Consider the following 24,037-nt stretch of genomic DNA (forward strand, 5'->3'; position numbering starts at 1 on the left):
GGGGGGGGGGGGGGGGGGGGGGGGGGGGGGGTGTGGTTGTTGTTGCTTTGTTTTTGCGGGCCCCGGGGGGGGGGGGCCCCCCCCGGGGGGGGCCCCCCCCCCCCCCCCCACGTCGTGGAACGAGGTCTCGGTGGTCCGGTCAGCCGGTCAGTGAGGACCTGGAGACGGGGAAGTCGAAATAGGTGGACGGGTAGGGTTCGGCGGCGAAGGTGAAGTGCCACCATTCCTCGGCGAGATTGACGAACCCGACAGATTCCAGCTCGTTCTTGAGCAGCAGTCTGTTGCTGTGCTGGACTCCCACGATCCGCGGGTCGAGCGTGTGCGCGAGCGTGTCGAAGCAGTCGTACCCGGTGCCCATGTCGATCGAGTTGTCCGGGAACCTCTGCGCCGCCGGCGCGTAGCACGGCTCCAGCTTCTCCCCCGGAACGTAGGGACGCGTCGAGTGGACCGGCAGCTTCACGAGCGTGAGGTCGATCGTGCTGCCGCGGCTGTGCCCGGACTTCGCCGCGATGTACCCGTCAGTGAAGAGGTCGGCCTTGTCCACCTGCGGGTAGAACTCGTCCTTCATCTTCAGGTCGGTCAGGTCCTGCGCCCAGTCGACGAACTGGTCCACCGCGCGCTGCGGCCGGTAGCAGTCGTACACCTTCAGCGTGTAGCCCTGCGTCAGGAAGTAGTGCTCGGCCTTCGCCAGGGCCTGTGCCGTCGGGGCGGTGACGATGCACAGTGGTTCGGTATAGCCGTTTATCGGTGTGCCGATGAAATTGTGGGGCGTGGCGTAGCGGATTTCCTGCAGGATCGCGGGGGCCACGTCGTGGAGTGCCACGAAATCGGCGGGAGCCTTGCTCTCCGTATCGGCTGCCTGCGCGGTGACGGACGCACTCGTCACCGTGACGAGGACGGCCGCCAGAAATGCCAGCAGCACCGGGACGCGCATGCGCGCGTTGCTGATTCTCACTATGTCGTACCTCTACTTGATATATGGGCGGAGAATTTCCCCAGCCCCGCGAACGGCGTCAGCGAGAGCGCCATGACGAAAACACCGAAGAACAAGGTGCAGTGCAGGAGCCCGTATTCGCCAACGAGCAGACCCGTCACCAGTACCGGAACACACATCGACGTATAGGTGATGGTGTAGATGGCGGCCATCAGACCCGCCCGTTCCGTCGCGAGGACGTTCGCCGTCACCAGACGGACGCCGCCCTGGAACGCGGGGCCGAATCCCGCGCCGGCCACTGCGGTCCCCACGTACAGGGCTGTGGAGGAGTCGCGGTGGGCAGCCAGCAGCGTGACGGCCACCCCCGTCGTGAGAAGCAGGGAGCCGCCCAATGCCGTTCGGCCGGCCTCGGCGCGCCGGGTCAGCAGCACGGCGGGGACCGCACTGGCGGTCAACAGGGACACGATCAGGCCGTCGGCGGTCGACGACGCCGATCCTGTGATGCCCTGGACCAGATCGGGCCCGAGGGACAGATAGAAACCGCCCAGGGCCCAGACGGCGACGAACACGGGTGCGGTGACCAGGAGAGCGCGTCGGCTGGACCGGGGTGCGCGGATCCGTGGTCGCAGCGAAAGCCAGGCTCCCGGCCTCGGCAACCTCGACTCCGGAAGGAAGGCCAGACCGAGCGTCTGCACGGCCAGCGCGCCGAACAGCAACGAGTACACACTGCCGGGATGAGTCGGCATCAGGTCCATGAGCAGGCTGGTGCCGATCGTCCCCAACGCCATGCCGATGAGCGGTGCGATGCTGACGAACAGGGGCCCCCACCGCCTGGTCACGTCGAGCAGGGCGGCACCCAGTGCACTCGTCGCGGCACCTGTGGCCAGCCCCTGGAGCGTCCGGGCGAGGATCAGCGAGGTCACGCCGCCGGCCTGCAGGAAAAGCAGCATGGACAGTGCTTCGAGGGCGAGAGCGGCGCCGATGACCGGCCGTCGGCCGACATGGTCCGAGAGCGCGCCGACGGTCAGGAGCGCGACCAGGACGCTCAGGCAGTACACGCCGTAGACCACGGTGACCGTGCCGGAGGAGAGGTGCCAACTCGCCTGGTAGACGCGGTAGAGCGGAGTGGGCGCACTGGAGGCGACGAGGAACGTGGTGAGGACGACGGATAAGAAGACAGCCGACCTTCGGCGAGTGACCGCCTTGTCGGCCCGCCTGCTGGGCGGCCTGGCCCTCACCTCGGACCTGACATGAAGCTCTTCGAGCATCGTTGTTCGGCTCTCTGTACGGGAAGGGCGGAATGGGTGACAGGAGCGGCAGCCGCGGGGCGCACGTCACCTGGTCCGACGGCACATGGGGGAGTCATCGCCGTGCTCTCGGCACCGCAGGCGACTCGACCGGCATCAGGGCGGCCTCCCGCCGAGGGGGACCGGGGGAGGCCGACGGGGACCACCGTAGGGCTCCGGACGACCTGCTCACGGCTGCCGTAGCGCATCGGGTACCAACGGGACCCCGGCAGGGTCCGAACAGACACTTCGGCACGGCAGGTGCGACGGATGACGCGTCGGCAAGCTGGGGACATGCCGATCCGGCATCGGAGCGCCCCTGGTCGGTATGGGCGGGATCGGCCGCCCCTGACCGAGAATCGGCGAGCGGGTCAGGTCTGCCTCTGCCGCCCGGCGACCCGCCGACGTCCGAGGGAGCCGGCCATCGCCAACGCCTCCAGGCCCAGGTCCGGGCCCCGCCATCCCGGAGGACGAACACCGAACATGACTGACCTCAACATCGCCCAGGGCCCCATCGGTCTCGCGGAAGAGGACGACGTCACCTATCCGGTGAGCATCGTGCTCACGCTTCAGCGCGAGCAGACGGCGTCACTGCTCCGCGCCCTGCGCAGTCAGCAGGTGCTGCCCGCCCAGACGCACACCTGGGGCTCCGAGCGGGCTTACGGCGCCCTGCTGCATGAGGCCGGCCCTCGCCTCACCGTCCTGGACGTACCCGGTTCGCAGTGGAGCGACGGCCTGGAGCAACGCGTGCGCGCGCTCAGCAACATCTCGTCCGTGGTCGTACTCGTACCGGATCACACGGATTCCGTACGGCTCCTGCTGGCGGGTGCCGCCAACGTCCTCCCCCGCGACTCGCCGCCCAGGGAACTCGCCAGCAGAATCGCCGCCGAGAGGCGATGGCTGGACATGCGGCGCGTATCGCGGCGGAGGGCCGCGGACTCACCACCGTTCCGCGCTGTCCGCGCCCAGCAACACTCCCAGCAGGTGCTGTTCGACATCCTCTGTTCCTCCTCGCGGCCCTGGTGCTGCCACGACCTGTGCCTACTGCTCGGCACAGCCGGGGAACCGATGAGCCGCCGAGCGCTGCAGGGCAGGATCGTACGGCTCAACGAACGGCTCGCGCGTGACGGGTTGTCGGTCGACTGCACGACCCAGTGGGGGCGCACGACGTTCCTGGGCCTCGTCGAGGGGTCCGGGGAAAAACCTGGGCCTTCGGACCGCGCCAGCGCGAAAGGGACGACTGAACGGCCCGTCCAGCTTCGTGCCTCGGAGATGAACAGACCTACGGAGAGATGAACATGGACGAGCGAGCGGCGGCACCGGGCGATGAGGCAGAACCGGAGGAATCGGAGGAGGCGGTAAGGGCCGCGCTCCTGAACGCCTGGACAGCGGGCTCGACGGCAGGGGGTGGCGCGAATGTGGCCGGCCCCCATGTGAGACTTCGCGGAATCCCCCCGCAGGGCGGCTTACCGGGTGCCTGAGCACGCCTCCGGCACCCGGTAAGCCGCCCCGGTGAAGGGTCAGGTGGGGATGTTCCAACGCTGGTTGACGGCGCCTGCGCAGGTAGAGATCTGGAGCTGGGTGAGAGCGGTGGTGTAGTCGGCGGTGCCGTCGAGGCACTTGCCGGACTGCGGGTTGTAGATCGTGCCGTCGGCACGCGCCTGCCAGTTCTGGCCGCCGGAGCCGTCGCAGTCGTACAGCTCCACCAGGGTGCCGTCGGCTGTGCCCCCGCCCTTGACTGCCATGCACTTGCTCTCGGCCATGATCGTGCCGTTGAGTTGCAGCGTCCACTGCTGCGAGTTCGTGTCGTTGCACCAGTACAGCTGGACCGGGTTGCCGTTCGCGGTGTCGCTCAGGCGGTTGTCCACGCACATCCCGGCGGAGTTGCCGATGGGGCCCGTCGGGTTCTTCTCGTTGGTCAAGGAGAACCCGCTGTTCGGCGTCAGTACCGCGTAGGACAGATCCGAGCAGCCGAGGTCGGACGACTTCACCGTGGTCGCCACGCTCGAGTTGGCCTCCGTGGCGGCCGTCCAGCCGCCAGCGTAGGAGGTCTGGTACTTGAGTCCCGTGGTCTGGAACACCGCGCCCTTGGTCTCCGCGCAGTACTGGCCCTCGCCGGTCGTGGGGTCGTAGTGCGTGTAGACCTCCATCATGTCCCAGCCTCCGCCGGTATTGCTCAGCTTGCTGGTGTCCGCGCTCTTGAAGAAGGTCTCCCATTCGTGCGTGTCGTAGTTGTAGAGGTACGAGGTCCACTCGTTGGTCGTCGCATTGGTCTGGACGTCCTGGACCGAGTACGACGGCCGGCCGTTCACCTTCTTGGTATAGGTGTCCAGGAAGGCGGAATTGACCACCACGTACTTCCCCCAGCCCGGGCTTGCCGCACACCAGTCCCACGCACCGACCCAGACCGTACCCCCGGAGTAGATCGTGGTCATCTCGATGCAGGTGGCATTGCTCGGGTCCAGGGTCGGCGCATAGACGGTGTCGTCGCCGGTGACCGGGGTCGAGAGATTCACGCTGTGGGTGGCCTGCGCGCCGTGCATGGTCCCGCCGGTGGGATAGACACCCCAGTAGGCGTGGTACTTCCCGGTCCAGGAGGACAAGGCGCTGGCGGTGGAATCCGTGACGGACGGCGCGTCCTCGGCGACATCGCCCAGGCTGACGTGCCCGGAGGCGTTGAGCTCGTAGAACCGCCGGGAGACTTTGGCGGGCAGTTTCTTCCGCGCCGCCGCCCCCGTGGTGCCGGGGACCACGCGCTCGCTGTGCCGGGCACCGGGTGCGGGTGAGCCTGGGTCCGTCCGGGCGGAGGCCGCCGCCCCGGAAGGCCCAGCGGGGGGCGCCGCTTCGGAAGCGGGTGTCCCGGTGGTCAGCGCCAGCACGGCGACGACCCCCACCAGGGCGGAGCTCAGCTTGTGTATGCGCACTACTTTTCCTATCTGGACGTACTCATGGCGGTGCCCGCGCTCGGGCTGTGGTGGCGCGACCGTTGTGTCCGGCGCGGTCCGGGCGGTCTCCGAGGCCGACGCACCGTCGTCGTGACGTGGGAAGACACGGGCCGTCGGCGGCTCAGCGCTCGTGCATGCCGTTCGTGGCCTCGATCTGCGTCCATGAGCTGGGCCGGACCGGAAGAGAAGACCGGCCGGCCATGGTGGGCACCGAGGGCTTGGCCGGCTCGAAGAGCCAGGTGTCGAACAGCGCGCCCAGCTTCTTGCCGGACATCTTCTCGGCGTACCGCTGGAAGTCCGCGACCGAGGCGTTGCCGCAGGCGTGCTTCTGCGGCCACCCCTTCAGCACCGCGAAGAACGCCTTGTCTCCCATCTCGTCGCGCAGTGCCTGGATCGCCAGTGCGCCGCGGTCGTAGACGGCGATGTCGAACTGGTTCTCCGGCCCCGGGTCACCGGGCGCCACGGTCCAGAACCCGTCGTCGGCCGGATGGGACGCGTACACGTGGTCGGCGAGCTCCTGGGTCGTGCCCTGGCCCTCGTGCTCGGACCACAGCCACTGGGCGTAGCGCGCGAAGCCCTCGCTGATCCAGATGTCCTTCCAGTCGGCCACGGACACGGAGTCCCCGTACCACTGGTGGGCCAGCTCGTGCACGACCACCGACGGGTTGGGCCCGCTCGCGAACTGCCGGGGGCTGTAGAAGGGACGGGTCTGGGTCTCCAGCGCGAACCCGGTGGGCACGTCCGGCACATAGCCGCCGAGCGCGTCGTAGGGATACGGCCCGAAGTACCCGCTCAGCCAGTCGGCGATCTCCCCTGTGCGCTCCACGCTGGCCCGGGCCGCACCGTCCCGGTCTCCGAGGTTCTTGCTGTAGGCGTTGACGACGGGGATGCCGCTCGCGCTCGTGCTGGTCATGATGTCGAACTTCCCGACCGCGAGCGTGGCGAGGTAGGTGGCCTGCGGCTTGTCGGACCGCCAGTGATAGGTGGTCCAGCCACCTCCGGAACGCGTGGACCGGAGCCTGCCGTTGGAGATGGCCTGGGTGCCTTCCGGGACTTGCACCGACACGTCGTAGGTGGCCTTGTCCAGCGGGTGGTCATTGCTGGGGAACCACCACCACGCCGACTCCGGCTCGTTGGCCGCGACCGCGCCGTCCGGAGTGTGCAGCCAGGTGGTGAAGCCGTAAGCCTGCTTCGACGACGGTATCCCGCTGTAGCGCACCACGACGGTGATGTCCGTGCCCTCGGCCAACCCGGTCCTGGGAGTGATCACCAACTCGTGCTCGCCAGCGGTCGCGAACGCCGCTTCGACTCCGTTGACTCGCACCTCGCTCACGTCGAGCAGGAAGTCGAGGTCGAACCGGGAGAGGTCCTGGGTGGTGCGGGCCCGCAGGGTGGCCGTGCCCTCCAGCTCGTCCGTGACCGGCTGGTACTTCAGCCGCAGGTCGTAGTGGGAGACGTCGTATCCGCCGTTGCCGTAGGCGGGGTAGTACGGGTCGCCGATGCCCTCGGCGCCGGGCGTACAGGTCGCCGCGAATGCCGGGACGGCCAGCAGGAGAGAGGCGGTGGCGAGCGCGCCCGGAGCGATGACTCTGTAGTGCACTGAAGCTCCAAGTCTTGGCAGATAGACAGGGGTTTGCCCCTGCGGGATCAGCTTTCGGCATGCCGACCACGTCACCGTCCTCACATGGTCGGCGTCCGGTCACCACGAAGACGGCCGCTCCGAGGCGACCGTGCCCGTTCGTACCCCTCGCAGTGCCCACGCCACTGCATTGCCGGCGACTCTCACCGTTTTGAGCGTCAGAATTTCGGTACTGGAAATCGAAGAACTGTAAGAGTCCACTGGCTCATGCCGGATCGACATGGAAAGAAGCAGGATTGGCATTAGCCTTCCGCCGATGCGGCCGCCATAGTCGATTCTGCGAAGCGCCGCCGGCCGCAACAAATACGGTTTCCGTGTCCCTGCGAACCACGCCGCTTCCTCTGCCTTTTATGCTCGACAATCCGAGAGGAACACCACCACATGAAGTCCACCGCTCGAATCAAAGCGCTGGCGGCTGCCGGGCTGGTGAGTGGCGCGGTCGTGGCCTCGCTGGCCGTGACGAACGCGAGCGCCGTCACGCCCCAGGCGAACGACCACGCCGTCGCCTCGCAGACGGCGCACCGCGCGAAGCCGACGGTGGTCCTGGTCCACGGGGCGTTCGCCGACTCCTCCAGCTGGAATAGCGAGATCGGCTACCTTCGACGCCACGGCTACCCGGTCCTCGCGATCGACACCCCGCTGCGCGGCCTGGCCTTCGACAGCGCCTACGTCGAGGCACAGGTCAAGACCGTCAAGGGTCCCGTCGTGCTGGTCGGCCACTCCTACGCGGGAGAGGTCGTCAGCCAGGTCGCCGCGACGACGTCGAAGGTCAAGGCCCTGGTGTACGTGGCGGCGCTCATCCCGAAGGTGGGAGACACCGCCGGCTCCCTCATCGGACAGTTCCCCGGGTCGCAGCTCGTTTCGGAGAACTTCCGCACCGTTCCGCTGCCCGGCGGTGACACCGACGTGTACCTCAAGGCCGACAAGTTCGGGACCGTGTACGGAAACGGGCTGTCGAAGTCGGCCATCCGTACCGCCTCCGTGACCCAGGAGCCGGTCGCCCTTTCCGCGTTCACCGACAAGGCCACGGTGAATCCGCCGGCGACGACTCCGAAGTGGGCGGTCATCTCGACCGAGGACCACGCGGTGCCGACGGCCGCCCAGAAGTTCCAGGCCAAGCGAGTGGGCGCCCACATCAGCTACACCCGCTCGGGCCATGACGTTCCTTCGATCAGCCCGGGAGCGGTCGACCGAGCCATCGTCGCTGCCGCCGCCTCCGTGCACTGATCAACCCCTGTATCGCGGCGCCCGTCAGATCGCTACGGGGGCTTCCGGCGGCCACTCGCTTCTGCACGGAACACGTCGAGGCGGACACGGTGCACGAACAGGTCGTACGGCACGAGGTCGTCGCGGGTCTGTTGGCCGACGAGCCGCATCTGGAGCCGATGTGATGTTCGGCATCCGCGCGACCGGCCACCCGCAGGACTAGGTGGCAGGCCGCCGTGCTGACAGCCTGACGGCACTGCTGGGCCGCGCTGCGCACGGGCCACGCGAGTCAGAGCCGACTCACAGGCTCGTGACAGGCTGCCCGGTCAGTGTTTGGGCGATCTGCCAGAGCTGGCCGCCGCGGGATGCCTTCACGAGGACGACGTCGCCGGGGCGGATGACGGATTTCAGGTAGGCGGCGGCGGTGGCGTTGTCGCCGACCATCGCGATGTCCGGCACACCCGCCGCGCCCGCCGCGAGGGCGAGTTGCTTGGCGAGAACGTTGCCGACTGCCACGACGAGGTCGACGCCGTTCTCGGCTGCCATGCGCCCAACCTCGCGGTGGGCTTCGACGGCCTCGGCGCCCAGTTCCAGCATCTCTCCGAGTACGGCGATCCTCCGGCCGCCCGCGGCCTTGGACGTGTCGCCGTCTACCTCGGTCATCAAGACTCTCCGTTAGGGATAAGGGGTGCGAAGGTGATCACGCGGCCGGTGTAGGAGGCGCACAGGCGGCTGAGGGGGACTCGGTCGTGCGTCTGGCCCCAGGCCGACGGGTCCCGGAAGTGGATCGTGGGGTCGGAGCCGTTCTCGTAGCCGCGAAGGATGACGAGGTGTCCGCCGGCGCGGCCGTCGTCCGGGAACTGCTCGGTCACGGAGACGATGAGCGGGGCGTCATCCAGGCGCCTCGTCAGGTCTTCGGCTGGCACCGGCTCGGCGGTCGAGGGGACGCCGAGGTCGGTCGCCAGGTTCGCGATCCCCGCGTGGAGTGCTCCGCGCCGGGTCAGTACCTCGTACTTGACCGCGAGTTTCAGGAGCTCTGTGACCGTGGGGGCCTCGCGCCCGTAGGCGAGGAGGATCATTCTCAGCGAGGCCAGGCCGCACGCCCGGTTGGACCACTCGATTCTGTCCCCGAGAGCCCATCCCCCGTGTTGATCCCACTCGGTGGGGGCGATGAGCTGACGGCACATGGGGACCTCGTGGACGCGCGGCACAGCGGCGGGCTCCTACGGCGAGACGGCAGCCTCCCGAGCCCGTGTGGTACTGGAGAACGCGGGAGTGGGCAGGGGGACATCGTAGGGCGGGCGGGCCAGGGCCTCGTGCAACATGGCCAACGCGACGTCCGTGTGCGTGAGTCCGACCATCGCCGCCCCGACCACGAAGTTGCTGTCACGGGACATACCCGGCGTGCTGTTGACCTCCAGCACGTACGGCTCGCCGTCCTCAGCGAGGATGAAGTCGATGCGCGCCGAGCCGCGCAGCCCGATGCCGTCCCACAGGATCCGGGTGTCCCTGGTGATCTTGTCCAGCACGTCGGGCGGCAGGTCGGCGGCGCGCACGGTCACAGTGCCGCTGGAGTCCACGTCCAGCTTCGTGTCGGCGTCGTAGAAATCGGCGCCGGTAGCCTCGGTGGCCAGCGGCGGGAAGACAACGACCGAACCACCCGGCAGCTCCAGGAGCCCGACGGTCACCGGTGTGCCAGGCACGTACTCCTCGACGAGCACGGCCGCGCCCTCTTCGCCGGTGGCGTCTGCCAGGGCGCTGGGCAGATCCGCCGGATCGCGCACGAGGCTCATGCCTACGCTGGATCCGCCAAAGGGCGGCTTGACCATCACCGGGCGTCCGTTCCACGTCGTCGGGCCGCCGGTCCAGACGTGCCAGCCGGGGGTCGGGATACCGAGGGCCAGCATCACCCGCTTGCAGAGGATCTTGTCGGCGGCCACCGCGGACGCCCCGACTCCGCTGCCGCAGTAGGGCACGCGCAGGTAGTCGAGCAGGCCCTGCAGCGGGCCGTCTTCACCGTACGGGCCGTGCAGGTTCGAGAGGACGACGTCGTACTCGACCAGGTCCATGATGAAGTCGGGCTCGCACGGGTCCAGCACCTTCCAGCGGACGCCGAGCTCTTCCAATGCCCCGGCCAGGGCGGTGACCGACCGCTGCTCGACGGGACACTTCGCGTGGTAGAGCCTGTCCTCGGCGGACACCGGCCCGTAGACAAGGGCAACGCCCAGGCTCTTGCGGCTCCGCCCCCACTCGCGAAGCTCCTCGGCGGCCTTGCGCACCGCGACGTTCGAGCTGGTGTTGAGGAAGAACGTCATGCGAGTACCCCTTCGAAGGTGTGGGTGACCGGGCCCCCGACCCAATGAGTCCGGTCTGGGCGGGCGTCATACGGCCGGACGGTGAGCGGCTCTCCGGCGCGGTTGTGGACGGTGACGGCGCGTCGTGCCACCAGTCCGCGCATGGTGGCGACGACGACGGCCGCGACCGCCCCGCTTCCGCACGAGAGGGTTTCCGCCTCGACCCCGCGCTCGTAGGTGCGGATCTTCAGCGCCTGGTGGCCGGCGGGCTGGACGAAGTTGACGTTCGTCCCCAGCGGGGCGAGGTCCGGGTGGTAGCGGACGTGGCGCCCGACGGTCTCCGCGTCGAGGGCGTCCACGTCGTTCACGATCGCCACGACGTGTTCCGTGCCGGTGTGGGCGCTGTCGAACCAGGTCGGTCTGCCGTCGATGACCGTCTGTAAACGCCGGGGGAGAACTTCGCCCAGCTCGGCCGTGACCCACACGGAGTCGTCGGAGACGGCCGCCTCGTGCTCCATGCCGTCCATGTGAAGGCGCATCTGCTGGAAGCCGTGATCGCGGTGGGCGGCCCAGGCGGAGCACCTCAGGGCATTTCCGCACATGGTGGCGAGCGAGCCGTCCGCGTTGAAGCAGGTGACTTCGAGGGCAGGCGGGCTGTGGCTGATCAGCCTGCTGATGACCAGGCCGTCCGCGCCTACGCCGGTACGCCTGGCGCACAGGCGTTCCGCTTCCTTGGGCCACTCCTTGTCGTCGTCGGGCCCGAGGTCGGAGAGCAGGACGAAGTCGTTTCCGGCGCCATGGATCTTGCGAAAGCGCATGGCAAAGCTCCTCGCATGATGAGGTGAGAGTGACCGTGCGGTGCCAGGACAAGAACTGGGAATCAGCCGTAGGCGATGGGCCGGTACGTGGTCCGGGCTTCTCGCATGACCCAGGGCTCCCGCCCGGCAAAGATCAGTACGCGGTGGGCTGCGGTGCCGGCGGACCTCATGTCCCGCACCCGCGTGTACTCGCCGTCCAGGTAGACGAAGTCACCGACGCGGACATCCCCCGGCGGCCGGGTCGTTCCCATCGTTCCGGCAGGCGGAGGCGGTACGGAGGGCAGTCTCTTGGCCCTGCGTTCGTGCATCAGCCCCTCCAGATGCCCAGCAGCAGGGAGCCTCCGATGGCGACGAGGCTTACGACGTACTCGAGTTGTTGGCATCGGGGGCTGCTCATGGGGCTCCGATCAGGTGGCGCTCCACACGGCTGCGGACCAAGGGGATGCCTATTTCCATGAGGGGCACCCAGGCCGCCACGCCCGTTTCGATCACCGCCGGGGACACGGCCCCCGAGTGGGCCCGGAAAAGGTACCGGATGCCGACTCGGAGACGGGACCCGTACCGGTGCTGCCCCGGCCTGGTGACATCGACCAGGAACGGCCCCTCGGCACCGGCCTGCGTCCACACGTCCCGGATGCCGGCCTGCTCGGCCAGCAGCCGCAGGGCCGCCTCGCCGAGGGAGTCGTCCGCGTCCTCCGGCTCCGCCTCCGCGAGCGCGTAACCCCCTTCGTGCCGCAGGCACAGAACGCGACTGCGTTCGTCGACCACGACGGCTCCTGTCATCAGAAGGGGGCAGCGCCGGTTGTGCGTGCAGGCTCGGCGCTGTGAGTGGTCGCGGGCCGCGTCGTAGACCGGCAGCAACGCCATCCTGTCGGCGGGGTGCTCGTGGATGTAGTGGGAGAGCTCCCGAACGATCTGGTCGTCCCTGACGCTCACGGCGCCTCCAGCCCGTTCCGCTCGGAATAGACCCACAACAGCCGCCGCGTGAGAAGGGCTGCATCGCGCAGGTACAGGTAGGTCCCGAAGGAAGGGGTCTCCGCGGTCGGCCGGTTCGTGAGATCGACCAAGCTGGTTCCCTTGCGGCGGAGCTGCCGGACCTCGCTGTCGTCGTCGGCTCCCAGATCCTCGCGGAGCAACCGGTTCAGGTGACGGGCGATCGCCGGCACCTGCCTGTCCATCGCCACGCGGGTCGTCGTCCCCATCCGTAGAGCGAGGATGGAATTCGTCTGCGCGGAGACCGCCTCTACGTTGATGGGGGCGTCGTCGTCCTCAATGTCCTCGGCCGTCTCGGCCTTCTTGCCCGCACTTGCCACTGTCATCACCGGCTCCTCCGGAGCACGCTTTCAGCCGTGGTCACAAAGCTAGGAGGGAGGGTGGTCGAGCCTCTATGAATGTGCCGGAACTTGCCCGGCGTTCACCCTAGAGATTCGATGGCTGACGTGATGAGTTCACGTGCGGCGGGGCCGTAGACGGCAAGTTCGGCCAGCTCGCTGAACGTCTTGGCATACATGGCAAGTTCGTTCTTCTGGACGACGGTGAGATGGGCCGAGACCAATTCGATGTTCACCAACTCGTCGTCGTACAGGAAGAACCCTTCTACGGGCCATAGCCCTGACCGGTCGGCGCCCTGAGGGATGATGCCGATGCTCACCGACGGCAGAGCCATGACGCTGAGGAGATAGCCGAGCTGGCCTGCCATGACCTCGGTGCCGCCTATGCGGTAGCGCAGCACGCTCTCCTCCAGAAGGATGGCGAACGTGTGGTTGCCGTAGACGACCTGCTGCTTTTCGACGCGCACTTTGACGGCCGCTGGCACGTCGTCGATGAGTCCGCGGCGGTTGCGAATGGAGGTCAGAAGTGCGGTGATGTAGGAGGCGGTCTGTACCGGGCCGGGGATGAGCCAAGGCGAGTAGATACGAAAGCGCTCGGTACGCTCCCAGAGGGGAACGACAGACTCCTGCGCCCATTTGAGGCCGTGGCGCTCCATCTTCCGCCACTCGACGTACATGCCCTCAATTCCGCGGGCCGTCGAGATGAGGTCCTCTGTTTCGCCCTCGGCGCCGCACGCGGAACACCAGGCACGAAGGTCGCGCTCCGAAGGCGCGCGGGTGCCGCTCTCGAAGCGCGAAGCCTTTGATTCGTGCCAGCTCAGGCTCTGGGCCAGTGCTCGCTTGGTGAGCCCGGCTGCTTTCCGGATTTCGGCGAGGCGTTGCCCGAGCGCCTTGCGGGCTTCCTGGACGCTCGAAGACGGTGATGTCATGTCGGTGCGAGGCTGCTGTTCGAACGGTCAGGCCGGCTCGAACCGGGCGTGCGGTGTTGCCCGCTGCCACACGGCCTCGAAGGCTGACTCGCAGAGCTTCGCCACCTCCGGGTCCTCCGTGAGTTCCACCTGCATGTTCTCGCCCTCGCCGTCGAAGTGGTTGACGAGGACGAGGCTGCAGTCGAACAGCCAGAAGTCGTTGCCCGGAAGAGCGATGTCGGTCGCGTCGCGCCGCGAGAGCCATCGCACGCCTTCGCCGGCGGCGATGTTCAGTCCGTCCGTCACGTCGTACTCGAAGCGGATGTACTCACTGACCGGCGTCGAGACGACGCGGGCGCGTCGGACCTCGACGCCTCGCGAGGTCGCCTCCGTGACGATGGCGTGCCAGTCGGCCCAGCGCTCGGCGGGGTCGAGGACCTCGCCGGCCTTCCAGTCGATGAAGGCAGGGTCCGACTTCATGTAGGCGTCGCGCATCTCCAGATGGACGGCCGTCCGTCGGCAGTCCCGGAAGAGCTCCTCAAACGTCGGGGGCCTCGTCATCCTTCTTCACCTCCAGGAAGAACTGCACCATGCGCCGAGGGATCTCCACCACCGACTCGTGGCCGGGGATGTCCATCTGCCTGAGGCGCTCGGCGTCCTCCACCTTCCACCCCTGCACGAGGTAGCTGTCCTTCTCCTCGTCGAGGTAGATGGTGGGCGAGCCGCCACTGGGACTCTCCGGGTCCTTGCCGAGCTTACGCAGGGCCATGATGTCCTCCTCGGATGCCGGTAACGATCTCTGTGCCAGAGCTTGCCCGCGAACGTCCTGCTGGACCAGGAACTTGCCCAAACTTGCCAGGACTTCACCTGGTGGTCCGCGCGGAAAACCTTGTCCACGGGAGATGGCGCGTGCGCACCGCAGTCGCCAATGCCACGGTGGTCAGGTCTGCGGGGTGAATCGGCAGCCGCTGCAGCCCTGCTGGCGGCCCCCGGCGGGTGGGCCACCTTTGGTGTGTGCAGGTCAGTTGTCGTCGCGCTCGGCACGGTAGTCGAGTCCGTTTCATGTGGCGACCATCTTGACCAGGTGCTCGTATTCCGCGTGGTCCTCGGGGGAGGCGTGTGCTCACCGCGAGCGGTGAGTGCGGGACGACGTCATCGTGGGCGTGGGAGGTGTTCCGGCGGTGTCCCGTGGAGTGGACAAGACGTGGGCTACGTGCGAGCTGCGGGCGCGGGCGGCCTGTGCCTGGGGGCTGGGCGCGTGCCGGTCGCCGAGGCGTTGAATGCGCCAGGTGAGGGTCCTGGCCGGTGAGGTGGCGTCGTCCAACGAGCGTTGCCCTGCTGCGTGGTGCAGGAGTTCAACCGGATCATGCCCGGCTGCTTCGGCAGCAGCGAGGGTGGCGGCCAGAGCTTCCCAGGCAGACTCGGCGAGGATCTGCTCGGCGTGGACGGGAACCGCGTCACGCACGTGTTGGGCATACCGGCGGACGGTGTTCCCGAGGGGCTTGTGACTGGCCAACGCGGCCAGGGGTCCGGGAGCCGCCTGGTCGTGGGCAGCGCGGAGGTGGACCAGGGCTTGGCGGGCGGCGGCGACCTGGCGGTCGTGGTGCTGCAGCGCGTTGCGGCGATGGACGGCGGTGACGACGAGGATGGCGGCGTCCAGGAGCATCGCCAGACCACTGCCGTCGGTGGGCTGGTGGCGCATGGCCTTGATCGCGCCACGCAGGGCACGGGCATGCGAGTGGTCGACGCGTGTTCGGGTGTAGGCAGTGTGCTCGAAGGCGGCGGCTGCCCGACGGAGTTCGGCCTTCAGGTGGGCGGGGGCGTACAGGGGCAGGGCGTAGAGGACTTCACCGAAGGCGGCGAGGTGGGCCTGAGCTACGTCGGCGGGGCTGTGGTCGATGTGGTGGGGGATGCGTTCGGTGCAGGTGGCGGCCTGATGCCACGGGTTCGGCCGGCGTCCGGCGGTTAGGGCTTCCGCCGCGGTGACTTCGGCGGTCGCGAAGCGCTGTCGGATCTTGGGCAGGGAGAGGTCGGTGGCGAGGCTGGAGCCGGAGTAGAAGACGGGCTCGCAGTCGGCGTTGGTGTCGCCGGGCAGAGCGACCTTGTAACCCTGCAGGTCGCCGGAGGGCAGGGTCCTGGTTTCGACCTGGAGGCCGGCGTCGGCGAGCAGGTTGAAGAACTCGTCCAGGTCTTCGGCGCGGGTAAGTGCCGTGCGTACGACGTGGCGGAGTTCCTCGCGCACCGTCTTGGTGCGGTCGGTGCGCTTGGCCTTCTCCTGCTCGGCGCGGGTGGGGCGCTTGGCGGCCGGGGTGTCGGTGGCGGCCGGGCGCCCGCGCGGGATGCGCGTGAGTCCGAGGTCTTCCTCGATGCGGGTGAGTTCGGTCATGGCGCGGTGGTAGTCGTTCCAGTTGCGGGGCGGTCGCAGGTCGCCACGCACCTTGGTGGCAACGATGTGGATGTGATCGTCCGCGTGGCGCACCGCGATCCACCGGCAGCCGTCCGGATCGCCCTCTGGGGCGATGCCGGTGGCGTGCACGATGCGGCGCGCCACCTGTGCCCATTCGGTATCGGTGAGGATGCGGTCGTCGGGTGCGGCGCGGAGCGAGCAGTGCCACACGTGCCCGTCGGGGGCCTGGTCGCCGGCCTGCTTGACGCGCAGGTCGAGGGCCTTGACGAGCTGGTCCATCCGCTCGGTGTGGCCGCGGCTGTCTTCGGGGCCGGGGTCTGGGGCGAAGCCGTCCCAGGAGGCGACGATGTGCTGGTCAGTGTGCACGGTGGCGGTACCCGGCCCGAAGAGGTACCGCAGCACGCCTTGGGTGTGGCTGCCTGGTTTGACGATATTCGCGATCACGCGCGGCCCGCGTTCTGTCCGGCGGCCCGGAAAGCGGCGTCGTCCACGGCCTTCACCGCGGCCTTGGCAGTGGCCAGGAGGCGTTCGGCCCGCTCCAGAACGGCGGCGTCCACAGGGTGTGGATCGCCGTCGGAGTTGAGGCGGCGGGCGACCTGGTTGACGTTGGCGCCGATTCGGGCGATCTGGGTGCGCAGCGCGGCGAACTCGTCGATCACGTCGTCGTAGACGGTGCGCTGGTCGGGCAGGTGCGTCTCACCGTTGACGAAGGCCATGACGACCGCGCCGACCAGATGGGCGCCGGCGATGCCCATCGCCTTGGCCCTGGCCACGATCGCGGCCTTCTCGACCTCGCTGTAGCGGGCATCGACGCGGGCCTCGCGACGGCCGTCGTCGCACCGCTCACGGCGGCGCAGGACACGGTAGAGCGCGGCTTCATCGGCAGCGCGCACGACAGCTGGCTGCTGCTCAGCGGCGACATCTTCGCCCAGCCCCGGCTCCTGCTCCGGTGCGCCCTCGCGCCGGAGCTTCTCCTCCGCCACCCCCGGGGTGGAGGAGCCCGCGTCGGACCGGCCCATGGACGGTCCAACGCCATTGCTTGCTGGCGTGGTGGCTGAGGTGGTGATCATCTCCTGCTGGAGGGTGGGCAGTTCGTTTTGCGGCTCGCGCATGGGTGGTGTCTCCGGGGTGCCGTGCTTGGGTTCTGAGTTGGGTTGCGTGGTGCCTCGGGCGTGGCCGGGCCCAGGAGTTCCGTGCGCTACCGGAAGTCCGGAAGTCGTTCCGGACTTCCGGTAGCGCGGGTCTGCGAACATCAGATGGGTGAGTCGATCGGGGCCGGTGACTCGTCGTGCTCCTCGGAGAGAATGTTGATCACCTTCTGCAGGCGGTCATTGGAGACCTTGCGTCCCTGCACCTCCCGGATTTCCTCCGCAATCGCGTCTCGGTCGACCTGGCCGATGCGCTGGACCACTGGGCGCCCCATGGCCACCAGTTCTTCGAGCGAGGCGTTGGGCGGTCGACCGGCACGCCGGGGAGGGGGCGCGATATGTGCCGGAACCTCGCTGTCGGGATCTGGTTCGGCGGAGACCGCTGCACTGGCCAGGAGGCCACGATCGGTTTCCAACGGAGGCGGAGGACAAGCTCGGCCACGGTCGTTGTCGTGGTGATCTCCAGCCGCTTCGATCCCGGCTGCGCTGCCTGCCTGATGGGGAGACGCTGGGTGCCGCCGGATGACGATGTAGAGGTGGACCGCACCGGCCAGGGCGAGCGGAGCGACGGCGGACAGGATGCCCACCGTGAGGTCGTCGAGCCGGAGGCCATCGGCGTGACGGGCCTGCTGGTTGAGGCGGACGGCGTGGAGGGCGTTGGCCCAGATACTCGTTACGGTGGCCGCGCCGACGAGCCCCCATACATAGACGCGGGAGCGCAGTGGGGCGGTGCGCAGCATGAGCAGGGCGCCGACACCGATGGCGATGAAGCCGTCGATCACGAGCGGGAAGGCGTAGGTGAGCACCCCGCGGACGTGGATGGCGACGGCCATCTGGCGCAGGGCGTCGTAGGAGAGGGCGAAGGCGAATGCGGCGAGCAGGGCGATGCCGAAGCGGATCGCGGCGGTGCCCGGTATCGCGGAGGGCGCGGTCGGGGTGGGGGAGGTCAAGCCGAGGAGCTCCAGGTGAGGTGAGGCGCGGCGATCACCGGCAGGGGGAAGTGGCGGTCGCCGTCGAGATGCGGTGACTCGTCCCACTCGTTGCGTACCTGGTCAGAGCAGGTACGGGTGGGCTGGTGATGTCGAGACGACTCGTTGCGGGCCGTTCACTCGTCCCCGCGCTGACCTGCGCTGGGACGAGTGCGACGAGTCGAGGCGGGTCAGGCTGCGGTGCCGGGCAGCGGATCAGCCGCGGACCGGGCGGGCTCGGCCGGAGGTTTCGGCTCCGGGCAATAGCGGGCCCAGGTGTCGAGGAACTGGTTGCGCGCGAAGCCCTTGGCCTGGGTGCCATCGGGGAAGCGGCGAGTGGCCGAGCTGATGCCGTAGGGCTGCAGCAGCACTTGCAGGCCGCGCGGAGTCAGCCCGTTGGTGCTGTGCTCCGCCCACGCGGCTTCCTTGTCCGCGTTGAGGTGCTCCAGCAGGCGCCTGGTGCCCAGGACCGCCGGGTCGTTCTCGGCGGCGAAGGCCCGGCGGATACCGACCAGGAGGCGGGTGCGCAGCCCACCCTCCTCGTCCTGCCCCGCCTCGTAGTCGGTCATGACACGGCAGGCGGTGCGGGCGAGCGCGGGCCATTCGCCGCTGGCGAGATCGGCGATGACCACCAGGGGTTCCCAGGTGTCCGCCGCGCGGTCCTCGACCGGCATGGGCGGCTCCATCTCCAGCGCCCGCTGGTGCAGCGGCTGGAGCCAGGCGGAGAGCCGGTCGCGGACCGCGTGCAGGGCAGGGGTGTCGCGGGTTGTGCGGAAGGCCGCGACCTTCTCGCCCGCCGCGCGGCGCCGCATCCGGATGACCACCGAGCGGTCCATCACCGTGTCGGGCAGGTCACCGATCCCGGCGAGTGCCGCCATGGCGAACGTGGGGAACGCGGTGGGCTTGTGCTCTGGTCCGGTCACCCGGAGCGTGGGCCGGTTGCGCTGGTGCCCGGCGTTGATCAGGCCGCGCACCTCCTCGTTCTTCTCCGCCGCCTTGGCTGTACTGAAGAGGGTGTCGGCCTCGTCGACCAGGAGGCTCGGCGGGTCCTCGTCGTCGATCGAGCGGAAGATCGCCGCCGGGCTGGCGTTGACCGTGATCAGCGGGTTGCGCACGGTCTCGGTCACCACGTCCAGCAACCGCGACTTGCCGCACCGCTTCTCCGGAGCCACGATCGCCAGCCGTGGCGCGTGCTGCCACGCGCGCTGCAAGTGCGTCGCCGCGATCCACAGGGTTACGCCGGTGAGCGCCTCCTCGCTCGGGATCACCACGTACCGCTTGATCTGCGCCCGTAGGTCGGCGAGCACCTGCGCGCCCTCGTAGTCGAGCGACGCGGTCGGTGCCTCAACTGGACTTGTGGGCGTGTCCGGTGAAGACACTTCAGTCCCGTCGGCCGACTGACCGGGGACCGTGACCGGCAGCCACGCCGGCATGTTGGGGTCGGAATAGGGCTCGGCTCCCGCATGTTCCACAGGGCAGCTCCTCGTCTGGCGGTGGCGGGCTTGCGCGCCCTTGCCGCCGGGTTGGTACTTCACGGGCCGTACGGGGTTGCTGGGGCCTCCGGCGTTGCACCGCCGGGGGCCCGTTACCTTCTCGCGGGCACCAGGTGATCGCGAGGGAACACGGACCGTACGTCCACGCCCGGCAACAGTCCAGCGTTTCTGTGTCAGCTCAGCGCAGAATTGTTTGCTACGATGCCGCTCCTTCACGCCGCCCGGCCCAGCAGATCCAGCAGATCCGCGGTCACCACCCGGTAGGCATTGCCGAGCCGCAGCACCTTGCACGGGTAGGCGCCCCGCTTCGCCAGCTCATACCCCTTGCTCCGCCCGAGCCCCAGAGCCCGATTGCCTGTTTCCAGGTCAACGGAGACGGGGAGGGCAAGGAGCTCCTCCCGGCTCATCCCCTTCGAGCACTGAGAGTGCTCGGCTGCCGTGTCGTCGCGCACCCAGTGCGCCCCTTTCCTTGCAGCCCTCGGCGAACGTGGCCATCACGTCCGGCTCCAGGCGTCCGCAGACCACGCTAGCGAAGTTAATGTGTCTCCATGACACAACGCGGTTTCGAAGATGGAAGTGACGATGACGACGTCCCTGAGTGGGCCGACCGGATCAAGGCCAATGTGGCCGGCGAAGTCCGGCGCAGAAGAAAGGAGATGGGGTGGAGCGCACAGGAGCTGGCGGACCGGTGCGAGCAGCTCGGGCATCCCATCCCCCGGAACGTGATCGCCAACATGGAGTCCGGCCGACGGGCCAACCTCCCCCTCGTGGACGTCATGGTCCTGGCCGCCGCCCTGGAGACGTACCCGGTCTGCCTGATCTTCCCGGTCGGCTACGTCGAGGAGACCCAGGAACTACCGTTCCAGCACCTCGTGCCCACCTGGGACGCCCTGCGCCGTTTCACCGGCGAGGAGGACGTGCCCGGCTACGACGCGGGTCTGGTCCCCGACTTCGAGCTTCACGCCAGCCTCGTCCGCACCGCTCTTGCTGCGCTCGAAGAGGAGGAACAGGCCCGGTTCGCGGCCAAGACCGCCACCAGCCGCGCCGAGAAAGAAGAGGCCGAGCGCAGGCGCACGAAGTACCGCGATCAGGCCGTCTCCGCCAAGTACAGGCTCCGCCACCTCCGCCGCCACCTCTGCGAGGACGGGGCCACCCCACCCGATCTGCCACCCGCCCTGGGCGACGTCGACCCGCCCGAACCCGATACCGAACCGACCTCGGAGGAACGCCTTTGAAGGGCTCCACCTATCGCCGCTGCTCCTGCCGCGACCCGAAGACCGGCAAGGAACTCGGCTCGTCGTGCCCCAAGCGCAAGGGCCGCAAGCACGGCTACTACTCCATACGACAGGAGCTGCCACCCCGCGAGGACGGCACCCGCCGATCCTTCAGTCGCGCCGGCTACGAGTCCCTGAAGGACGCCCAGTCGGACCTCGACCACGTCCGTTCGCTGCTCGCTCTGGCGGACAAGGACGACCCCGACAGCCTCCAGCGCCTCGTCGACATGCTGGAGGAGGTCGCCACCGAGAAGGTGCTGCTGCCGGCCATCGAGGAGACCCGCCGCCGTCTGCGCGCGGGCCTGGCCCTCCGCGGCAGCCTGACCGTCGGTGAGTGGCTCGACCAGTGGTTCGCCGCGAAGAAGCGCCGCAAGACCACGCTCAACGGCTATGCCTCCCACATCCGCGTCCACCTGAAGCCGCGCATCGGGCACGTACGCCTCGACCGGCTCAACGTCGGCCATCTGGTGGAGATGTTCGACGCGATAGCCGACGAGAACGAGGTGATCGCGGCCGAGAACGAGGCTCGCCGCGAGCAGATCGCCCGCTGCAAGCCGAGCAAGCCCGGACGCCCCGTAGGGGCCGAGCGGAAGCTGCTCGCGGCCGAACGAGCCAAGCTCGCCGAGATGAAGCCGTTCCGGAAGATCACCGGCCCGGCATCCCGGCAGGCGATCCGCCGCACCCTCCGCGCGGCACTGAATTCTGCCATCGCCCAGCAGCTCATCACCTTCAATCCCGCCTCCCACGTGGAGTTGGAGTCCGGCAGGCGCCCGAAGCCCCTTCTGTGGACCGAGGAGCGGGTCCGCCGCTGGCGCGAGACGGGCGAGCTCCCCGGTCCGGTGATGGTGTGGACTCCACAGCAGTTCGGCGGCTTCCTGGACGCCGCCGAGGGTGACCGGCTGTACGCGATCTTCCACCTCATGGGCACCCGCGGCCTTCGGCGTGGTGAGGCGGTCGGCCAGGACTGGCACGAGATCGACCTCGTCGCCGGCCTCATCACCCCGGCCAAGGAGATCGTGGTGGACGGCTGGGACCTCTACGAGTCGGAGCCGAAGACGGACGGCAGCGCGAACACGATCGCGCTCGACAGCATGAACATCGCCGTGCTGCGCGACCACAAAGCCCGCCACGAGAAGGAGCGCACCGAGTGGGGCAGCGCCTGGCAGGACACCGGGAAGGTGTTCACCAAGGAGGACGGCTCCTGGCTCCATCCCGGAACGGCCTCCGAGACCTTCCGCCGCATCCTCGCCGCGACCGACCTGCCACCCATCACCCTGCGGGACCTGCGCCACGTCGCCGCAACGCTCACGCACGGAGGCGGCGGCGACATCCACACGGTGAAGGAGACGCTCCGGCACTCCACCATCACGCTGACCTCGGACACGTACACGAGCCTGCTCCCCGAACTGGACCGTGAGATCGCCGAGAAGGCGGCGAAGCTGATCCCCCGGTCGCGTCGGGCGGCTGCCGAATCATCCGCCCGAACGGCGGCCGATCCGCAGGGCACGGCCACGTCCGCTCACGCATCGCTCACGCACGAGCCCGAGAACGAAGCAGCGCCCGAGCCGACCGAAGCCGACTCAGGCGCTGCGTAGCAGGTCAGAGGGCGTTTACCTCCCCCGCCACCTGTAGGCCGTGTGGGACTCGAACCCACAACCAATGGATTAAAAGTCCACTGCTCTGCCAATTGAGCTAACGGCCCAGGCGATGTTGCCTCCCCGAGCATAGCCGGACGGAGCCGTGTGTCCGATCGGGTATCGGGGTCGTGGCCGCGTCGTGTGGCAGAAGTGGGACGGATGTGGGGCGGATGTAGGGCGGATGTGGGGCGGATGCGGGCCTGGGGGTCAGAGATCGACCAGTTTGGCGGTGTCCTCGGGGCGTGCCGCCCGGTCCGGGTTGAGGAACCAGTGGCGGGCCGAGGCCTGCCACCAGATCGCGGCGAAGCCGAGGACCGCCAGGACGGCGACCGGGGCGTAGTTGAAGGACTTCCAGGTGACCGGGGAGACCTGCGGGAGCATGAAGAGGACGGTGATGACTCCCACCCACACCACCGACACCACGCCTATGACGTTCGACCAGCGGCCCAGGTGCCAGGGGCCTCTCTCGAACGCGTCGCCCTTGCGCACCCGCAGCAGTGTCGGGATGACGTAGGCCACGTACAGCCCGATCACCGCGATCGACGTCACGGCGGCGTAGGCCGTGTAGTTGATCAGGTAGGGGAGGCCGAGGGCGAGTGCGGAGAAGGCCGCCAGCCAGACCGCCGCGACGGGGGTGCGGGTGCGCGGGCTGACCGTGTGCCAGATACGGGAGAAGGGGAGCGCGCCGTCGCGGGAGAAGGCGTAGATCATGCGGCTGTTGGCCGTCACCGAGGCCATTCCGCAGAAGAGCTGGGCGCCGATCACGACCAGGAGGAGGAGCTTGCCGGTGGTGGCGCCGAGCGCGTCCAGGAGGATCTGGGCCGGGGGCGCGCCCGTCGGGGACGCGAGCTCCTTGTCGTACGACTGGATCGCGAAGGTGAAGCCGAGGAGCAGGACGAAGCCGGCTATCCACGAGGTCCAGATGGAGCGGACGATGCCCTTCGGGCCCGCCGTCGCCGCGTCGTGGGTCTCCTCGGTCATGTGCGCCGAGGCGTCGTAGCCCGTGAAGGTGTACTGGGCCATCAGGAGGCCCAGGAGGACGACGTACGGGCCGCTGCTCCAGCCCGTCTCGTTCACGAACTTCGTGAAGACGAAGGACGCCGACTGGTGGTGGTCGGGGACGAAGGTCAGCGCGCCGACGATCACCAGGACGCCGATCACGTGCCACCACACGCTGACGCTGTTCAGGATGGCGACTATGCGGACGCCGAAGGTGTTGAGGAGGCCGTGCAGCACGAGGATCGCCGCGAAGAGGAGGATCGTGCGGCCGGGGGTGACGGTGAAGTCGAACTGCAGGTTCAGGTACGCGCCGAGGAAGGACGCGGCGCCGAAGTCGATGCCCGCGGTCACCGCCACCTGGCCCAGCACGTTGAACCAGCCCGTGAACCACGCCCAGGCCGCGGCCGAGCGGGGCGGGGCCAGTCGGTGGGCCCAGAAGTAGAGGCCCGCGGAGGTGGGGTAGGCGGAACAGATCTCGGCCATCGAGAGGCCTACGAAGAGGGTCATCAGGCCGACGGCCACCCAGCCCCAGGTGATCACCGCGGGGCCGCCGGTGATCATGCCGAAGAGGTAGAGGGTGAGGCAGCCGGAGAGGACCGAGATGATCGTGAAGGAGACCGCGTAGTTGGAGAACGCCGACATACGGCGGGCCAGGACCTGGGTGTAGCCGAGCTGGGCGAGCCGCTCCTCGTCGGAGAGTGCGCCGGAGGGCGACTTGGCTGTCGCGTCTTCTGTCATGCCCCCAGCGAT

The 24,037-nt window shown here is 68.6% G+C and carries 24 protein-coding genes, 1 tRNA gene and 1 pseudogene; 5 read left to right on the top strand and 21 right to left on the bottom strand.

All coding sequences use genetic code 11. From position 1 onward, the window contains the following. Nucleotides 1–139: 139 nt before the first annotated feature. Nucleotides 140–934, bottom strand: coding sequence for a M15 family metallopeptidase (locus ACIRR9_RS30920; RefSeq protein WP_403758915.1), 795 nt, complete (start codon nucleotides 932–934; stop codon nucleotides 140–142). Nucleotides 935–954: 20 nt separating this feature from the next. After that, a complete protein-coding gene (locus tag ACIRR9_RS30925) occupies nucleotides 955–2,202 on the bottom strand; it encodes an MFS transporter (protein ID WP_403758504.1) in 1,248 nt (415 codons plus the stop codon). A gap of 501 nt (nucleotides 2,203–2,703) precedes the next feature. Between ACIRR9_RS30925 and ACIRR9_RS30930 the strand changes: the two genes are divergently transcribed. Further along, nucleotides 2,704–3,516 carry a hypothetical protein gene (locus ACIRR9_RS30930; protein ID WP_403758507.1) on the top strand — a complete coding sequence of 271 codons (813 nt, stop codon included), beginning with the start codon at nucleotides 2,704–2,706 and terminating at the stop codon, nucleotides 3,514–3,516. Between the two features lie 224 nt (nucleotides 3,517–3,740). On the opposite strand, the gene ACIRR9_RS30935 is transcribed toward ACIRR9_RS30930, so the two are convergent. After that, nucleotides 3,741–5,144, bottom strand: a complete 1,404-nt coding sequence (locus tag ACIRR9_RS30935; protein WP_403758510.1) for a ricin-type beta-trefoil lectin domain protein — start codon at nucleotides 5,142–5,144, stop codon at nucleotides 3,741–3,743. A gap of 142 nt (nucleotides 5,145–5,286) precedes the next feature. Then, entirely contained in the window at nucleotides 5,287–6,765 is a 1,479-nt protein-coding gene (locus ACIRR9_RS30940; RefSeq protein ID WP_403758513.1) for a M1 family metallopeptidase, read from the bottom strand. 420 nt (nucleotides 6,766–7,185) lie between these two features. On the opposite strand from ACIRR9_RS30940, the gene ACIRR9_RS30945 reads away from it, so the two are divergent. Both ACIRR9_RS30945 and ACIRR9_RS30950 read left to right on the top strand, forming a co-directional pair. Then, complete coding sequence (locus tag ACIRR9_RS30945) at nucleotides 7,186–8,031, top strand: alpha/beta fold hydrolase (RefSeq protein WP_403758516.1); 846 nt, start codon at nucleotides 7,186–7,188, stop codon at nucleotides 8,029–8,031. A 41-nt stretch (nucleotides 8,032–8,072) separates the two neighbouring features. Beyond that, nucleotides 8,073–8,230: pseudogene (locus tag ACIRR9_RS30950) on the top strand (iron-containing redox enzyme family protein); the annotation flags it as partial. A gap of 80 nt (nucleotides 8,231–8,310) precedes the next feature. Here ACIRR9_RS30950 and ACIRR9_RS30955 read toward each other — a convergent pair. The 15 genes from ACIRR9_RS30955 to ACIRR9_RS31025 form a co-directional block, all read right to left on the bottom strand. Next, on the bottom strand, nucleotides 8,311–8,673 hold the full coding sequence (locus ACIRR9_RS30955; protein ID WP_403758519.1) for a glutamate ligase domain-containing protein: 363 nt from the start codon (nucleotides 8,671–8,673) through the stop codon (nucleotides 8,311–8,313). Further along, a complete protein-coding gene (locus tag ACIRR9_RS30960; RefSeq protein ID WP_403758522.1) occupies nucleotides 8,673–9,221 on the bottom strand; it encodes a C39 family peptidase in 549 nt (182 codons plus the stop codon). Before ACIRR9_RS30960 ends, ACIRR9_RS30955 begins: the two co-directional genes overlap by 1 nt. A 12-nt stretch (nucleotides 9,222–9,233) precedes the next feature. Then, nucleotides 9,234–10,325 carry an ATP-grasp domain-containing protein gene (locus tag ACIRR9_RS30965; RefSeq protein ID WP_403758525.1) on the bottom strand — a complete coding sequence of 364 codons (1,092 nt, stop codon included), beginning with the start codon at nucleotides 10,323–10,325 and terminating at the stop codon, nucleotides 9,234–9,236. Further along, nucleotides 10,322–11,122: a diaminopimelate epimerase gene (dapF, locus tag ACIRR9_RS30970; protein ID WP_403758527.1), complete on the bottom strand. Its 801-nt coding sequence runs from the start codon at nucleotides 11,120–11,122 to the stop codon at nucleotides 10,322–10,324. The genes ACIRR9_RS30965 and dapF overlap by 4 nt, the downstream gene beginning before the upstream one ends. Before the next feature lie 62 nt (nucleotides 11,123–11,184). Further along, a complete protein-coding gene (locus tag ACIRR9_RS30975) occupies nucleotides 11,185–11,430 on the bottom strand; it encodes a hypothetical protein (RefSeq protein WP_403758529.1) in 246 nt (81 codons plus the stop codon). Between the two features lie 85 nt (nucleotides 11,431–11,515). Continuing rightward, a complete protein-coding gene (locus ACIRR9_RS30980) occupies nucleotides 11,516–12,058 on the bottom strand; it encodes an NUDIX hydrolase (protein WP_403758532.1) in 543 nt (180 codons plus the stop codon). Next, complete coding sequence (locus ACIRR9_RS30985; RefSeq protein ID WP_403758535.1) at nucleotides 12,055–12,441, bottom strand: hypothetical protein; 387 nt, start codon at nucleotides 12,439–12,441, stop codon at nucleotides 12,055–12,057. The genes ACIRR9_RS30980 and ACIRR9_RS30985 overlap by 4 nt, the downstream gene beginning before the upstream one ends. Nucleotides 12,442–12,536: 95 nt before the next feature. Further along, complete coding sequence (locus ACIRR9_RS30990) at nucleotides 12,537–13,382, bottom strand: helix-turn-helix domain-containing protein (RefSeq protein WP_403758538.1); 846 nt, start codon at nucleotides 13,380–13,382, stop codon at nucleotides 12,537–12,539. Nucleotides 13,383–13,409: 27 nt separating this feature from the next. After that, entirely contained in the window at nucleotides 13,410–13,922 is a 513-nt protein-coding gene (locus tag ACIRR9_RS30995; RefSeq protein WP_403758541.1) for a DUF6879 family protein, read from the bottom strand. Further along, nucleotides 13,900–14,130, bottom strand: coding sequence for a hypothetical protein (locus ACIRR9_RS31000; RefSeq protein ID WP_403758544.1), 231 nt, complete (start codon nucleotides 14,128–14,130; stop codon nucleotides 13,900–13,902). Before ACIRR9_RS31000 ends, ACIRR9_RS30995 begins: the two co-directional genes overlap by 23 nt. Before the next feature lie 354 nt (nucleotides 14,131–14,484). Then, nucleotides 14,485–16,212: a relaxase/mobilization nuclease domain-containing protein gene (locus tag ACIRR9_RS31005; protein ID WP_403758547.1), complete on the bottom strand. Its 1,728-nt coding sequence runs from the start codon at nucleotides 16,210–16,212 to the stop codon at nucleotides 14,485–14,487. After that, nucleotides 16,209–16,880 (bottom strand): plasmid mobilization relaxosome protein MobC, encoded by a 672-nt coding sequence (gene mobC / locus ACIRR9_RS31010; RefSeq protein WP_403758550.1) that lies wholly within the window; start codon nucleotides 16,878–16,880, stop codon nucleotides 16,209–16,211. Before mobC ends, ACIRR9_RS31005 begins: the two co-directional genes overlap by 4 nt. A gap of 140 nt (nucleotides 16,881–17,020) precedes the next feature. Further along, on the bottom strand, nucleotides 17,021–17,866 hold the full coding sequence (locus ACIRR9_RS31015) for a DUF2637 domain-containing protein (protein ID WP_403758553.1): 846 nt from the start codon (nucleotides 17,864–17,866) through the stop codon (nucleotides 17,021–17,023). Nucleotides 17,867–18,075: 209 nt separating this feature from the next. Continuing rightward, entirely contained in the window at nucleotides 18,076–19,356 is a 1,281-nt protein-coding gene (locus ACIRR9_RS31020; RefSeq protein WP_403758556.1) for a DUF3631 domain-containing protein, read from the bottom strand. 233 nt (nucleotides 19,357–19,589) lie between these two features. Next, entirely contained in the window at nucleotides 19,590–19,784 is a 195-nt protein-coding gene (locus ACIRR9_RS31025; protein ID WP_403758918.1) for a hypothetical protein, read from the bottom strand. A 141-nt stretch (nucleotides 19,785–19,925) separates the two neighbouring features. On the opposite strand from ACIRR9_RS31025, the gene ACIRR9_RS31030 reads away from it, so the two are divergent. Together ACIRR9_RS31030 and xerC are read left to right on the top strand one after the other, a co-directional pair. Beyond that, a complete protein-coding gene (locus tag ACIRR9_RS31030; protein ID WP_403758559.1) occupies nucleotides 19,926–20,612 on the top strand; it encodes a helix-turn-helix domain-containing protein in 687 nt (228 codons plus the stop codon). After that, nucleotides 20,609–22,246 carry a tyrosine recombinase XerC gene (gene xerC, locus ACIRR9_RS31035; protein WP_403758562.1) on the top strand — a complete coding sequence of 546 codons (1,638 nt, stop codon included), beginning with the start codon at nucleotides 20,609–20,611 and terminating at the stop codon, nucleotides 22,244–22,246. The genes ACIRR9_RS31030 and xerC overlap by 4 nt, the downstream gene beginning before the upstream one ends. Nucleotides 22,247–22,280: 34 nt before the next feature. On the opposite strand, the gene ACIRR9_RS31040 is transcribed toward xerC, so the two are convergent. Further along, nucleotides 22,281–22,353 (bottom strand) — tRNA-Lys (locus tag ACIRR9_RS31040). Nucleotides 22,354–22,495: 142 nt separating this feature from the next. Next, the gene (locus ACIRR9_RS31045) at nucleotides 22,496–24,025 is read right to left on the bottom strand and encodes an amino acid permease (RefSeq protein ID WP_403758565.1); all 1,530 of its coding nucleotides are present in this window, start codon (nucleotides 24,023–24,025) and stop codon (nucleotides 22,496–22,498) included. Nucleotides 24,026–24,037 lie beyond the last annotated feature (12 nt).

The organism is Streptomyces sp. NPDC101234 (genome assembly GCF_044767525.1).
Classification (GTDB): Bacteria; Actinomycetota; Actinomycetes; order Streptomycetales; family Streptomycetaceae; genus Streptomyces; species Streptomyces sasae.

Coding starts and splice junctions, on each gene's coding strand:
- ACIRR9_RS30955 (WP_403758519.1), bottom strand. CDS start 8,673: ATGACCGAGGTAGACGGCGACACGTCCAAGGCCGCGGGCGGCCGGAGG.
- ACIRR9_RS31000 (WP_403758544.1), bottom strand. CDS start 14,130: ATGGCCCTGCGTAAGCTCGGCAAGGACCCGGAGAGTCCCAGTGGCGGC.
- ACIRR9_RS30965 (WP_403758525.1), bottom strand. CDS start 10,325: ATGACGTTCTTCCTCAACACCAGCTCGAACGTCGCGGTGCGCAAGGCC.
- ACIRR9_RS30975 (WP_403758529.1), bottom strand. CDS start 11,430: ATGCACGAACGCAGGGCCAAGAGACTGCCCTCCGTACCGCCTCCGCCT.
- ACIRR9_RS30930 (WP_403758507.1), top strand. CDS start 2,704: ATGACTGACCTCAACATCGCCCAGGGCCCCATCGGTCTCGCGGAAGAG.
- ACIRR9_RS30985 (WP_403758535.1), bottom strand. CDS start 12,441: ATGACAGTGGCAAGTGCGGGCAAGAAGGCCGAGACGGCCGAGGACATT.
- ACIRR9_RS30920 (WP_403758915.1), bottom strand. CDS start 934: ATGCGCGTCCCGGTGCTGCTGGCATTTCTGGCGGCCGTCCTCGTCACG.
- ACIRR9_RS30945 (WP_403758516.1), top strand. CDS start 7,186: ATGAAGTCCACCGCTCGAATCAAAGCGCTGGCGGCTGCCGGGCTGGTG.
- ACIRR9_RS31030 (WP_403758559.1), top strand. CDS start 19,926: ATGACACAACGCGGTTTCGAAGATGGAAGTGACGATGACGACGTCCCT.
- ACIRR9_RS31045 (WP_403758565.1), bottom strand. CDS start 24,025: ATGACAGAAGACGCGACAGCCAAGTCGCCCTCCGGCGCACTCTCCGAC.
- ACIRR9_RS31025 (WP_403758918.1), bottom strand. CDS start 19,784: ATGAGCCGGGAGGAGCTCCTTGCCCTCCCCGTCTCCGTTGACCTGGAA.
- ACIRR9_RS30990 (WP_403758538.1), bottom strand. CDS start 13,382: ATGACATCACCGTCTTCGAGCGTCCAGGAAGCCCGCAAGGCGCTCGGG.
- mobC (WP_403758550.1), bottom strand. CDS start 16,880: ATGCGCGAGCCGCAAAACGAACTGCCCACCCTCCAGCAGGAGATGATC.
- ACIRR9_RS30925 (WP_403758504.1), bottom strand. CDS start 2,202: ATGCTCGAAGAGCTTCATGTCAGGTCCGAGGTGAGGGCCAGGCCGCCC.
- ACIRR9_RS30995 (WP_403758541.1), bottom strand. CDS start 13,922: ATGACGAGGCCCCCGACGTTTGAGGAGCTCTTCCGGGACTGCCGACGG.
- dapF (WP_403758527.1), bottom strand. CDS start 11,122: ATGCGCTTTCGCAAGATCCATGGCGCCGGAAACGACTTCGTCCTGCTC.